This window comes from Promicromonospora citrea (genome assembly GCF_013004695.1).
GTDB classification, from domain to species: Bacteria; Actinomycetota; Actinomycetes; order Actinomycetales; family Cellulomonadaceae; genus Promicromonospora; species Promicromonospora citrea.
In genome coordinates, this window is record NZ_JABEMG010000130.1 from 1 (window position 1) to 12,494 (window position 12,494).

Annotated in this window: 12 protein-coding genes; 8 read left to right on the forward strand and 4 right to left on the reverse strand. The window is 74.6% G+C overall.

Annotated features, from left to right (window positions below; all coding sequences use genetic code 11):
* A partial coding sequence (locus HLB15_RS19195) for a hypothetical protein (protein ID WP_212760107.1) occupies window positions 1–415 on the forward strand: 415 nt, incomplete at its 5' end.
* On the opposite strand, the gene HLB15_RS19200 is transcribed toward HLB15_RS19195, so the two are convergent.
* Entirely contained in the window at window positions 381–1,022 is a 642-nt protein-coding gene (locus HLB15_RS19200) for a hypothetical protein (protein WP_171107657.1), read from the reverse strand. The two genes, HLB15_RS19195 and HLB15_RS19200, sit on opposite strands and share 35 nt — an antisense overlap.
* A 160-nt stretch (window positions 1,023–1,182) precedes the next feature.
* On the opposite strand from HLB15_RS19200, the gene HLB15_RS19205 reads away from it, so the two are divergent.
* The gene (locus HLB15_RS19205) at window positions 1,183–2,106 is read left to right on the forward strand and encodes a DUF2599 domain-containing protein (protein ID WP_171107659.1); all 924 of its coding nucleotides are present in this window, start codon (window positions 1,183–1,185) and stop codon (window positions 2,104–2,106) included.
* Between the two features lie 267 nt (window positions 2,107–2,373).
* Window positions 2,374–2,682 (forward strand): hypothetical protein, encoded by a 309-nt coding sequence (locus HLB15_RS19210; protein ID WP_171107661.1) that lies wholly within the window; start codon window positions 2,374–2,376, stop codon window positions 2,680–2,682.
* Between the two features lie 10 nt (window positions 2,683–2,692).
* On the opposite strand, the gene HLB15_RS19215 is transcribed toward HLB15_RS19210, so the two are convergent.
* Complete coding sequence (locus HLB15_RS19215; protein WP_171107663.1) at window positions 2,693–4,807, reverse strand: acyl-CoA dehydrogenase family protein; 2,115 nt, start codon at window positions 4,805–4,807, stop codon at window positions 2,693–2,695.
* A gap of 45 nt (window positions 4,808–4,852) precedes the next feature.
* On the reverse strand, window positions 4,853–5,587 hold the full coding sequence (locus HLB15_RS19220) for a TetR/AcrR family transcriptional regulator (RefSeq protein WP_171107665.1): 735 nt from the start codon (window positions 5,585–5,587) through the stop codon (window positions 4,853–4,855).
* 140 nt (window positions 5,588–5,727) lie between these two features.
* Here HLB15_RS19220 and HLB15_RS19225 point away from each other — a divergent pair, with 140 nt between their 5' ends.
* Genes HLB15_RS19225 through HLB15_RS19235 form a run of 3 tightly spaced genes read left to right on the forward strand, consistent with a single transcriptional unit; the run spans window position 5,728 to window position 9,355 of the window.
* Window positions 5,728–7,050, forward strand: a complete 1,323-nt coding sequence (locus HLB15_RS19225) for an acetyl-CoA C-acetyltransferase (protein WP_171107667.1) — start codon at window positions 5,728–5,730, stop codon at window positions 7,048–7,050.
* A gap of 44 nt (window positions 7,051–7,094) precedes the next feature.
* On the forward strand, window positions 7,095–8,438 hold the full coding sequence (locus HLB15_RS19230) for a 3-oxoacyl-ACP reductase (protein WP_171107668.1): 1,344 nt from the start codon (window positions 7,095–7,097) through the stop codon (window positions 8,436–8,438).
* Window positions 8,435–9,355, forward strand: coding sequence for a MaoC family dehydratase (locus HLB15_RS19235; protein WP_171107669.1), 921 nt, complete (start codon window positions 8,435–8,437; stop codon window positions 9,353–9,355). The genes HLB15_RS19230 and HLB15_RS19235 overlap by 4 nt, the downstream gene beginning before the upstream one ends.
* Before the next feature lie 60 nt (window positions 9,356–9,415).
* On the opposite strand, the gene HLB15_RS19240 is transcribed toward HLB15_RS19235, so the two are convergent.
* Window positions 9,416–10,270: an alpha/beta hydrolase family protein gene (locus HLB15_RS19240; RefSeq protein WP_171107670.1), complete on the reverse strand. Its 855-nt coding sequence runs from the start codon at window positions 10,268–10,270 to the stop codon at window positions 9,416–9,418.
* A 68-nt stretch (window positions 10,271–10,338) separates the two neighbouring features.
* On the opposite strand from HLB15_RS19240, the gene HLB15_RS19245 reads away from it, so the two are divergent.
* Both HLB15_RS19245 and HLB15_RS19250 read left to right on the forward strand, forming a co-directional pair.
* Window positions 10,339–11,346 carry a helix-turn-helix transcriptional regulator gene (locus HLB15_RS19245; RefSeq protein WP_171107671.1) on the forward strand — a complete coding sequence of 336 codons (1,008 nt, stop codon included), beginning with the start codon at window positions 10,339–10,341 and terminating at the stop codon, window positions 11,344–11,346.
* A 27-nt stretch (window positions 11,347–11,373) separates the two neighbouring features.
* Window positions 11,374–12,267, forward strand: a complete 894-nt coding sequence (locus HLB15_RS19250) for an LLM class flavin-dependent oxidoreductase (RefSeq protein ID WP_171107672.1) — start codon at window positions 11,374–11,376, stop codon at window positions 12,265–12,267.
* Window positions 12,268–12,494: the final 227 nt, after the last annotated feature.

A 12,494-nucleotide genomic window follows, 5' to 3' on the forward strand; every position in this document is an offset into this window, starting at 1 on the left:
GGCGGGCTGGTCCGACGCACAGTGGCCCGGTACCCGGCCGGGCCTCGAACCAGGCGTCGACACGGGTCATGACACGGGACTCGACTCCGCCGGGAGCACCTGGTCCGGAGCGTCGGCCGCCGACGCCGACTGGTCGGGTGCGGGCGCGGCCTGGACATCCGCCGCGGACCCCGCCCGTGACACCTTCGCCCCCGACGGCTCCGCCCTGGACGGACAGGGCACGGCCGGCTACCCGGCGCCGCCCGCCGACGGCACCCCGCACGGGACCGCGTGGGCCGAGCCGACCTGGTCGGCACCCGCCTGGCCGGGCACGGGCTGGGGCGGCCAGGAACCCGCGGTCGCCGCGGGCGGCACCCAGCAGGCCCCGCCCGCGGACCCGTTCACCGCGTGGGACGACCTGTGGGGGAGGCGCTGACCCGCGCACGCCTCGCGCGGGCAGCCGCGACGGCCACCGGCTCCGGCCTGCTCTCGGGACGGAGCCGGCGCTCCCGCTCGGTGCGGGCGAGCAGGCTGAGCTCACCCGGCGTCGTGTCCCGCGCGTGCTTGAGCAGCCGCGTCTCGAGCGCGACCCGGCCGGCCCGCCGCAGGCCGTCGGTGTAGCCGAGGATCGTCTGCGCGTGGGCGTGGCTGATGTGCCCGCCCCGGAGCGCGGCCAGCGTCCGCGGGTGCTCGTGCACCAGGGTGCGCGACTCCTCGAGCAGCGCGAGCACCGAGCTCTCCGGCACCCGCAGCGCACGGGCCAGCCGCCCCACGAGCTCCGGGGCGAGCCCTGTGACGTCGTCCGCCTCGACGTCGGCGTCGTCGAACAGCTCGGGGCGTGCGGCCGCCCACTCGCGGACCGACTCGACGAGCACCGCGCGCGACGCGGCGAGCGAGGCGAGGAGCGCGTCGACCGCCGCCACCGCGTCCACCGCCTCCGTGAGGTCCGCGAACCCCGACTCGCGCGGCGCCACCGCACCGCGCGCAGAGCGGTCCGGCACGTCGGCCGGACCCCGAGTCACCAGCACCTTGTTCGAACGCATGTTCTAATCGTAGGGGATGCGGGTGACGCGCGCCACCCGACGCGCCCACCGCCTCGTGCGTGGGCGACGCGGGCCACCGGCGGTCGACCCCGGCGAAACACTCACCGTCCGAGCACACTCCCGCGAGCGCCTCGGCACACGGCTGCCGCAGAATGGTCCCGTGCCGATCCGAGCGACCCGCCCCGCGACCCGCCTGCCGGGTGGGCGGGCGGCGGTCGCCGCACTCTCGGCCGCGCTCGTGGCCGCGGTCGTCGGGCTGAGCGGCTGCACCCTCGTCGAGGAGGCCGTGCGGGAGCGCGAGGCCGCGGCCTCCGACACCTCGCCCACCGCGGCAGCCCCCGCGGACCAGGACACCGGCCAGGACACCGGCCAGGACACCGGCCCGACCCGGGAGCCCGGCGAGGAGACGACGGACGACCGGCCCGTCACCACGCTCAGCGTCGGCGGCGCGACGATCGAGGTGGCCGCACCGGCCGCCACCGTGGAGGCCGAGGACGACACCCCCGGCCTCCACACCGTCACGCTCGAGCTCGCGCCGGGCGAGGTGGCCGACCTCGCCCTGACCTCGGCGGGTGCGCTCGACGTCGACTCCGACGGCAGCGTCACCGTGCTCGACGGCGCCGGCACGCCCGTCGCGGCGCTCGCGCCGCCCGCGCCCGGGGAGCGCACCGACGGCAGCACGCCCCGCGTGACGGTCTCCGACGTCGACCCGACCCACGCGCGCCTCCAGGTCGACGACCGCGTCCGGCCCGGCGAGGACCCGCGGGCGGCCGACGAGACCGTCCGGTTCACGTTCGCCGTCGGCGACCACGCGATCGACCGGGCGACCTGGGGCGAGAACGAGGGTGGCCGGTCCCTCGCGGTCGACCCGTCGGACTGGGTGCGGCACGCGGGCGAGGCCGGCCTCGCCCTCGTCCGCGCGCAGCTCGTGGCCGCGGAGCCGGAGGCCGACAGCACGACGATGGACGACCAGCTCGTGTGCCACGCGGTGGGCGCGCCCGACAAGGCCACGTGGAACCTCGAGCCGTGGCGGCCCGACGTCGGGCTGATCCTCACGGCCACCGCGCACTGCAACCCGGTCTGACGACAGGCCGGGCACGGCGACCGTTCCGTGACCGAGTCGTGACCCCGGCCGGGGCCTCTCGAGGTGCGAGCCCGTACGGGGTGCGGTTTGCTGGAGGGGACGGCGAGGCAGGCTCGCCGCACACAATCTGATGAGCCCCAGCTCCGCCGGCCCGTCCGCGCTCGTACGTCCCCAGACGTCGCGAGGGCACGAACGGTCCGGTGACCGACGGCATCCCCCTGGGGTCAGGCACAGCTCCTCGGAGACACCTTGGCAGGGAGGCTCCTGATGACCCGCGTACTCGTGATGGGTTCGACGGTCGCCGTGACGTGCGGCGTCCTGCTCGGCTTCGCTCTCGCGCACCAGCTGGTGCCGCTCGTCGTGCTCGCCGCTCTCCTGGGACTGGCGGGCACCGTCCTCGTGGCCCGGTCCACCCCCGAACCCGCCCCCGCGGCGTTCGCCCCCGTCACCCTCGGCGGACCGCTCGCGCGCCCGGCGGAGGACGAGGTCGAGGACGAGGAGGCTGCCGCGGAGCCCGTCGGGACTCCCGTGCAGCAGCTCCCCGTCCCCGTCGCGGCGGTGCCGGACGCCGCGTGACCGCGGGTCGTCAGGCCCGCGCGGCCTGCTGCTTGCGAAGCTCCTTCTCGCTGATCGGCGCCGTGCCGCTCGCGCGCTGCTCGCGGTAGTAGGCACGCGCCTCGTCCTGGCGCTCCTTCTCCGACCCGTCGGCGATCGGGGCGCGCAGGTGCTCCTGTGCGAAGCCCCAGGCGTCGACGACGTCGAGCACGTGGGGCCGGAGCTGCTTGAGCAGCCGGTCGATCGTGGCCGTCACGGCCTTGGCCCGCCCGGCCGAGAGGCGGCCGTTGACCAGGTGCCAGTCGAGGTGCCGCTCGATCACGGTGAGCCCGTAGACGTCGCGCAGCAGCGTGAGCACCGCACGCGTGCCCGCGTCCGGCATCGTGGCGATGGCCTTGGTGAACGCGTCCCACCGCACCAGCTCGGCCCACGCGGCGGCCGAGCCGAGGAGCTGCACCTGGTTGTCGTCGAAGATCTCCTGGGCCTTGATCGAGTCGGCCTTGAGCGCGGGGCGCATGCCCATCGCGGTCGCGGCGACCATGCCCTCGTACCGCCCGGCGATGAGGCCGCGCTGCACCTCGGGGTCCAGGAGACGGCCGGCCGCGCGGGCCGTGCCGCCGTCGACCACCGACTGGCCGAGCCGGCGCAGCGGCAGCTTGTGCAGGACCGCGTCCTTGGCCTGGTCGGCCACGATGCCCGCCATGCCTGCGGGCGACTTCGCGGCCTTGGCCAGGCGCTTGCCGTGGTCGCCGACGAGGCGCTTGGCCGCGAGCTGCAGGAGCACGTGGTTGTCGCCCTCGAAGGTCGCGTAGATGTCGAGGTCGGCACGCAGGCCCGTGAACCGGTTCTCGGAGAGGAAGCCGGCGCCGCCGCAGGCCTCGCGGCACTCCTGCAGGGTGTCCAGGGCGTACCAGGTCGACGTGGCCTTGAGCGCCGCCGCCGTCGTCTCGAGGTCCTCGCGCTTGGCGGGGGTGTCCTCGCGACCCGAGAAGACGTCGTCGAACAGGTCGAGGAGCTCGTCGTGGGCGAAGTGCATCGCGTACGCCTCGGCGATCCGCGGGAACAGGCGGCGCCGGTGCGTGGCGTAGTCGAGCAGCGTCAGCTCGTCGGCGCCCGCGGCGGGCGAGAACTGCCTACGCTGCTCGGCGTACTTCGTGGCGATCGCGAGGCCGATCTTGGCCGCGGTGATCGAGGCGCCGTCGAGCGAGACGCGACCCTGGACGAGCGCGCCGAGCATGGTGAAGAAGCGGCGGCCGGGGCTGTCGATCGACGACGTGTAGGTGCCGTCGGCGGCCACCTGACCGTACCGGGCGAGCAGGTCGCGACGCGGCACGCGCACGTTCGTGAAGTGCAGCTTGCCGTTGTCGATGCCGTTCAGGCCGCCCTTCTGCCCGTCGTCCTCGCCGCCCACGCCGGGCAGGAACTCCATCGTCTCGGGGTCACGGATGGGCACGTAGAAGCAGTGCACCCCGTGGTTCACGCCCTGGGTGACGAGCTGAGCGAAGACGGTCGCCGCCACACCGTGCCGCGCGGCGTTGCCGAGGTACTGCTTCCAGGCCCCGCGGAACGGGGTGTGCAGCACGAACTCCTCGGTCTCCGGGTCGTACGTCGCCGTCGTGCCGATCGAGGCGACGTCGGACCCGTGGCCGGTCTCGGTCATCGCGAACGCGCCGGGCACGCTGAGGTCCATCGCGCCGGGCAGCAGGCGGTCCTGCTGCTCCTCGGTGCCGAGGTGGAGGATCGCCGCGGCGAACAGGCCCCACTGCACGCCGGACTTGATCTGCAGCGACGGGTCGGCCGCGACCAGCTCCTCGAAGCCCACGAGGTTGGCGCCCGCCTCGCCCCGACCGCCGAGCCGCTCGGGGAACGCCCGGAGCACCTGGCCGTAGGGCACCATCGCCTTCATCTGCTCGAGCGTGATCTCGCGGTGCTCCTCCTTGGTGAGCCCCTCGCGCTTCCACAGCTCGGGGTGTTCGGCCACGAGGCGGCGGGCCTCCGCGCGCGCCTCCGGCCAGCGGCCGAGCAGCATGTGCTGCAGGGCGGGCACGTCCACGCGCGGGCCGGACGCCGTGCGAGGCGCCGCGGGCGCGGGCGCGTCGGACCCGGTCGCCGCGGAGGTGGTCACGGGCTCGGAGGTGGTCGTCATCGGTTCTCCTCGGTGTTCGTTCTCGCCGGAGCAGGTGGGGTCGGGTCAGGACGTCAGGGACGCGGACCCGGGCTTGAGGTGGTGGAGCACGCCGACGGGGCCGGTCCAGAGCCAGAGCGTCACGCGCTCGGTGAGCTCCTCGCGGGTCAGCGGGCTGGCCTCGACGTGGCGGTGGCCGAGCCACCACTCGCCGGAGCCGCGCACGAAGCCGACGGCCCCGGCCGCCCAGGCGGCGGCGTCGGCGTGCGAGACGTCGGTGGCGCGGGCGAACGGCTCGGCCACGAGCTCGATCACCGAGTCCAGGTACGCGCCCAGAGGGTGCATGTCGACGGCGGTGGTCGGTACGGTCGCGTCCGCGGCCTCGGCGGGCGCCCTCCGGCCGCGACGCCCGCTCTCGACCGGCGCCGGCTCGTTGCCGCCGATGGCCGTGCGCGTCACGAACCAGTAGACGTTGGGCGAGCTCTCGATCATCTCGAGGTACACCCGCACCATCTCGCGCAGCGCCATCTCGGGGCTGTCGGCGCCCTGGGCGGCCGCGCGCAGCGCGTCGTGCATCTGCATGACGACGGTCTCGGCGACCGCGAGCCGCAGGCCCGCCTTGTCGTCGAAGTACCGGTAGACGATGGACTTGGACGTGCCGGCCGCCGCGGCGATCTCGTCCATCGAGACCGCGGGCCCCAGCCGGTGCACCGCCTTGCGTGCCGCGCGGACGAGCTCGGCCCTGCGGGCCGTGCGGTGGTCGTCCCAGCGGGTCGAGCGACCGTCGACTCCGATGCTCATCGGACCGCCTCCTCACCGAGACTCGCTAGAGGTCTTGTGATTCGTCTCACGGGACTGAGAGTATCAGGTACTGTGAGTCCTGGGCACCACCCCGTGCGAACCCGACGACCGTGTGAGACCGAGTGAGAAGGAACAGCGACGTGTCCACTACCCCCTCCCCCGTCCCGTCCACGCGTGAGGCCGTCATCATCGGCGGCAACCGCATCCCGTTCTCCCGCGCCGGCAAGAAGTACGTGCGGACCAGCAACCAGGACATGTTCACCGCGGCGCTGGAGGGGCTCGTCGCCCGCTTCGGGCTGCAGGGCGAGCGCCTGGGCGAGGTCGCAGGCGGCGCCGTCCTCAAGCACAGCAAGAACTTCAACCTGGTCCGCGAGTCGGTGCTCGGCTCGTCGCTCGCGCCCACGACGCCGGCCTACGACGTCCAGCAGGCGTGCGCGACCGGCCTCGAGGCCGCCATCGCGGTGACCAACAAGATCAAGCTCGGCCAGATCGAGTCCGCCGTCGCGGGCGGCACCGACACGGTCTCCGACGCGCCGATCGTCGTCAGCGACCGCCTGCGGGCCGCGCTGCTCGACGCCAACCACGCCAAGACCACGAGCGCGAAGATCAAGGCGCTGCTCGCGATCCGGCCCAAGGACCTCGCGCCGGTCAGCCCGAGCACGGGCGAGCCGCGCACGCACCTGTCCATGGGTGAGCACCAGGCGATCACCACCGCGAAGTGGGGCATCACGCGCGAGGCGCAGGACGAGATCGCGCTCGCCTCGCACCAGAACCTGGCGCGCGCGTGGGAGGCCGGCTTCTTCGACGACCTCGTCACCCCCTACAAGGGCCTGACCCGCGACGACAACCTGCGCGCCGACACGTCGCTCGAGAAGCTCGCGAAGCTCCGGCCCGTGTTCGGCGCCTCGCTCGACAGCCCCGCCACGATGACGGCGGGCAACTCGACGCCGCTGACCGACGGCGCCTCGACGGTGCTGTTCTCCTCGCGCGAGTGGGCCGAGGAGCGCGAGCTGCCGATCCTGGCGAAGTTCGTCGACGCGGAGACGGCCGCGGTCGACTTCGTGCACGGCCACGAGGGCCTGCTCATGGCGCCGGCCGCCGCCGTGCCGCGCCTGCTCGCCCGCAACGGGCTGACGCTCGAGGACATCGACTTCTTCGAGATCCACGAGGCGTTCGCCTCGACCGTGCTGACCACGCTGGCGGCGTGGGAGGACGAGGAGTACTGCCGCACCGAGCTCGGCCTGGACGGCGCGTTCGGCAAGGTCGACCGCACCCGGCTGAACGTGAACGGCTCCTCGCTCGCCGCGGGCCACCCGTTCGCGGCCACGGGCGGCCGCATCATCGCGACGGCGGCCAAGCTCGTCTCCACCAAGGCCCGGGAGACCGGGCAGCCCGCCCGGGCCCTCATCTCGATCTGCGCCGCCGGCGGCCTGGGTGCCGTCGCCCTGGTCGAGTCCGCCTGAGTGCCCGCACCCACCGTCCGACCGCACGCTTCGAAGAGGACAACGTGACCGACAGCTATCTGACCCTGGCCAACGGGACACTCAAGCCCGTCTTCAAGAAGCTGGGCCTGCCCCAGCCGGCCATCCTCCGGCGCCACCGGCCCGGCAGCCCGCTCACCGTGGGACCCGTGCTCGTGGTGTCCGACGACGCCTCGGCCGCCGACGCCGACGCCGTGGCCAAGACCCTTTCCGGCTGGGACGTCGACGTGCGTCGCGAGCCGGAGGCCGCTCAGGGCGAGCGGTTCGGCGCCGTCGTGCTGGTGCTGACCGGGGCGCGGACACCGGAGGCGGTCTCCGCACCGGTGCTCACCGTCGCGGGCACGCTGCGCCGGCTCGCGGGCAACGGCCGGGTCCTCACCGTCTCCCGCGCCGTGGCCGACGGCGACGCGCCCGTGCTCGCCGCGACGCGGGGCGGCGTCGACGGGCTCGTGCGGTCCCTCGGCAAGGAGCTGCGCGGCGGGTCGACGTCGAACGGCATCCTGCTCACGGACGACGCGGCCGTGGACTCGGCCTCCGCCGTGGCCGCGCTGCGGTTCTTCCTGTCGGCGAAGTCGGCGTACGTCGACGGGCAGCTGCTGCCCGTCGGGCCTGCCGACGTCGCGGGGCCCGTGGACTGGGAGCAGCCGCTCGCGGGCAAGGTCGGCGTCGTCACGGGCGCCGCGCGCGGCATCGGCGCGGCGATCGCGCGCACCATGGCGCGCGACGGCGCCAAGGTGGTCGTGATCGACGTGCCGCAGGCCGGCGAGGCGCTGGCCGCCGTCGCCAACGAGATCGGCGGCGTCGCGCTCCAGCTCGACATCACCGCGCAGGACGCCGCCGACAAGATCCTCGCGGCGACCAAGCCGCTGGGCGGCCTCGACATCCTGGTGCACAACGCGGGCATCACGCGCGACAAGCTGCTCGCCAACATGACCGCCGACAAGTGGGACCCCGTCATCGCCGTCAACCTCACGGCGCAGCTGCGCATCAACGAGCGGCTGCTCGCGGCCGGCGTCGAGGGCCTGCGGATCGTCTCGCTCGCCTCGACCACCGGGTTCGCGGGCAACCGCGGGCAGACCAACTACGGCTACACGAAGGCGGGCGTCATCGCGAACGCCGCGGCGGGCGCACCCGTCCTCGCCGCCGTGGGCGGCACCACCAACGCCGTGGCCCCGGGCTGGATCGAGACGGAGATGACGGCGAAGGTGCCCGCCCTGACCCGCACCGTGGCGCGGCGGCTGCCGTCGCTCGGCCAGGGCGGCCTGCCGATCGACATCGCGGAGGCGATCTGCTTCCTCGCGTCCGACCCCGCGGCGGGCATCAACGGCCAGACCCTGCGCGTGTGCGGCCAGCACATGGTGGGCAAGTGAGCCACGAGCGACGCGTGGAGGAGCTGGAGCGCCTGCCACGGCTGGGCGGGCTGTTCGTCCGCGGGGCGGTCGGGTCGGCGACCAAGCGTCCCGGCGGCACGGTGCGCCTGCCCGAGGTGGCCTACCGGGTCGCCGCCGTCGACACCACGGGGGAGGCGGCGCACCTGGCCGCCTACCAGGAGCTGCTCGGCGAGCCGTCGTCCGACGTGCTGCCCGCCGGGTTCCTCCACGTGCTGGTGTTCCCGCTGGCCACGGCGGTCATGGTGCGGCCGGACTTCCCGCTGCCGCTGCTCGGCATGGTGCACCTGCGCAACGTCGCCCGCGTCCTGCGGCCCGTGCGCCTCGGTGAGCGGCTCGAGGTGCGCGCGTGGGCGCAGGACCTGCGGGGACACCGCCGGGGCGCGCAGGTCGACCTCGTGGCCGAGGTCTCGGTCGGCGGGGAGCTCGCCTACCGCGGGGTCTCGACGTACCTCGCCAAGGGCTTCCGGGCGCCGGACGCGTCCGGAGCCTCCGCGGGAGGGGACCCGGAGCGGCCGGCGTGGCAGCCGCCGATGCCGACGGCGCGCTGGCGCCTCGGCGGCGGCACGGGGCGGGCCTACGGCGCGGTGTCGGGCGACCAGAACCCGATCCACACCTCGGCCCTCGGCGCGAAGGCGTTCGGGTTCCCGCGCGCCATCGCGCACGGGATGTACACGGCGGCGCGCGCCCTGGCGGAGGTCGGTCCCGCGCGGCGCGGGGACGCCTACGAGTGGACGGTCGAGTTCTTCCGGCCGGTGCTCCTGCCCGGCACGGTGGACGTGGCGATCCGGCCGGTGGCCGACGTCGCCGACGCGCCGGCGGACGGCGGCTTCGTGTACGACGGCTGGCGCTCCGGCAAGGACACCCGGCACTTCACGGGGACCGTCACGCCGCTCTGACCCGCGCACAGCACCTCGGGCCCGGTCGGTACGCCGGGCCCGACGTGCGTCCGGGATGTCTCACGCCCGGGCGAGGCGCGGGAGCAGGAGCTCCGCCCAGAGCACGGCCCGCTTCGGCCGGAAGAAGCCCGAGTGGCCCACGCGGGTCAGGCCGTGCTCGGCGGCGCGCATCTCGACGAGCTCGATCTCGGTGCCGGGGAACTCCCGGCTCCAGGACCGGATGGACTCCGGCGAGATGAGCTCGTCGTCGGCCGTCCACAGGGCGGTGACGGGCGTCGCCACCTTCGCGAACCGCTCCCGCAGCTCCGGGTGCTCGCTGAACAGGTAGTCGCGGTGCAGGCACCAGCGGCCCCACTGGCGCATGACACCGGCGGGCAGGTCGTCGAGCACGTGCAGCCGTCTGCCCGGGTAGTAGCCCGCCGCAGCGGTCGCGACGGGCGCGACCACGCGCCACAGCAGCGGCGACCAGGTGCGGATCCGCGGGGCCGCGAGCCCGCGCCAGCCGGTCCCGGACGTGACCATGACGCACTGCTCGACGGCGACGTCGGCCAGGAAGCCGAGGCTCTGGCCGCCGAAGGAGTGGCCCACCCACGTGAGCGGCACGCCCGCCGCGTCGGCGCGGGCGCGCGCGTGCCCCGCCGCGGCCTCGGCGTCGTGGTACCAGTCCAGCGCCGTCGCGGTGCTCTCCCGGAGCGGGCCGTACAGCTCCGGCTCCGAGCCGTGGTACGAGAACGTCAGCACCGCGAACCCCCGCTCGGCGAGCCATGCGGCGAGGTGGCGGTAGAACCGCATCGGCATCGCCATGGCCGGCGCGACGGCGACGACGCCGACGGGGGCGGGGGCGTCCGGCAGGTACCAGCGGCCCGCGACCTGACGGCCGGCCGCGCCAGGGAAGCGCACGTCCTCGATGCTCACGTGGCGGAGGGTAGCAATCCCGTATTGTCAGGCCCGACGCTGCGGAACTCGGCCGGCGGGAGGAAGACATGCTCGGCGACGTGCTCGGCCTGACGAAGTGGCAGGCCCTCGCCTACCACGACCTGGTGGGCTCACCGTCGCTCGACGCACCCGAGCTCGGCCGGCGCCTCGGCATCGAGCCGGGCGACGCGCTCGACGTGCTCCGGGCGCTCGAACGGCACGGCCTGGCGACCCGGCAGAGCGCCGACGACTCCCGCTTCCAGGCCGCGCCGCCGGAGATCGCGCTCGGTGCTCTCCTGGCCCAGCGCAAGCAGGAGATCCAGGCGGCGCAGGCGGAGCTCATCGAGCTCGAGGCGGAGTTCCGGCGCTCGTCGGCCCTCCGGCCCGCGACCGACGTCGTCGACGTGGTGCGCGGGGCCGAGGCCGTGCGGCAGCGGATCACGCAGCTCCAGCTCGGCGCGCGCGAGACCGTCGAGTCGTTCACCAAGCCCCCCGTCTTCGTGATGGGCGCGGACGAGAACACCGCCGAGGACCAGGCGGTCGCGCGGGGCGTGCGGTACCGGGTGGTCATCGACCGCGAGTTCCTCGACGCGGGCCTGCTGCGGGTGGACGACGTCGCCGCGGCGATCGAGCAGGGCGAGGACGTCCGGTTCTCCGAGCGCGTGCCGATCAAGCTGTTCATCATCGATCACCGGCTCGCGTTCGTGCCGATCCAGACGCTCGGCGAGGCCGCGGGCGCCGACGGTACCGAGGGCGTCGCGCCCGACCTGGTGGGTGCGCTGGTCATCCACCCCTCGGGGCTGCTGGACGCCCTCATCGCCCTGTTCGAGAGCGTGTGGCGCGACGCCACGCCGTTCCCCGTCCCCGGCGAGGAGGAGGAGCCGTCCGGCCTCGACCCGCAGGACGGCCGGATCCTCGCGCTCATGCTCGCGGGCCTCACCGACCAGTCCGTCGCCAACCAGCTCGGCCTGTCCCTGCGTACGGTGCAGCGACGCGTCAAGGTGCTCATGGGCATCGCGGGGGTGTCGACGCGGATCCAGCTCGGCTGGTACGCGGCCCGTAAGGGGTGGATCTGACGGGGTCCCGCGTGACAGCGTGAGCCCATGACCACACTGGCGTGCATCATCCGCCCCTCGGTTCCGCCTGCCCGCGTCGTCTCGCTCGCCCGTGCCGTCGAGGCGGCCGGGATCGACGAGATCTGGCTCTGGGAGGACTGCTTCCAGACCGGCGGCATCTCCGCGGCGACCGCCATCCTGGCGGCGACCGAGCACGTGCGCGTCGGCCTCGGCGTCATGCCGACGCCGCTGCGCAACGTCGCGCCCATGGCCATGGAGGTCGCCACGGTCGAGGGCATGTTCCCCGGGCGGCTGATCCCGGGCATCGGGCACGGCGTGCAGCCCTGGATGGCGCAGGTGGGCGCGCGCGCCGCGTCGCCGCTGACCCTCATGCGCGAGTACGCGACGACCCTGCGGGCGCTGCTCGCCGGGGAGCGCGTCACGACGTCGGGCCGGTACGTGCGGCTCGACGACGTCGCGCTCGACTGGCCGCCCGCGCGGGCCGTACCCGTCCCGGTCGCGGCGACGGGGCCGAAGTCGCTGCGGCTCGCGGGACAGGTGGGCGACGGCGTGGTGCTCGAGGGCTCCGTGGGACTCTCCGGTCTGCCCGGCGCGCTCGAGCACGTCGCGGAGGGGCGCGCGGTCGCGGGGCGGGAGGACGAGCCCTTCCCGGTCGTGCAGTTCGTGACGGGCGGCACCGGGCCGGACGTCGTCGAGCGGCTGCGTGCCGAGCTCACGACCTGGGGACAGGACGTGAGCGACGACGAACGGCTCGCCACCCACGCGATCTGGGGCGACGCGCAGCAGATCGCGGACGGTGTGCGCCGGTTCGCCGAGGCGGGCGCCGACACGGTCGCGGTCCAGCCCGCCGCGGACGACCCGGACCTCGAACGCCTGGCCGGGGTGCTCGGCGAGGCGCGAGAGCTGCTCGGCGCGGGCTGACGGCCTTCGGCGTCAGCCACATCTCGTTGTGGGCCGCGGGTGCGTGACGGAGCGTGGACACCCCGGCGGGACCGCCCCGCCGGCGACGAAGGAGGTCCACGATGAACAGATCCGCACGCTTCACCGCCGCGGGCGCGGCGGCGCTGCTGGCCGTCGGCGTGCTCGGCGCCGGGGCGGCCGCTGCCGCCGACCGGGACGCCGGCACGGACGGGACGCAGATCGGAAGA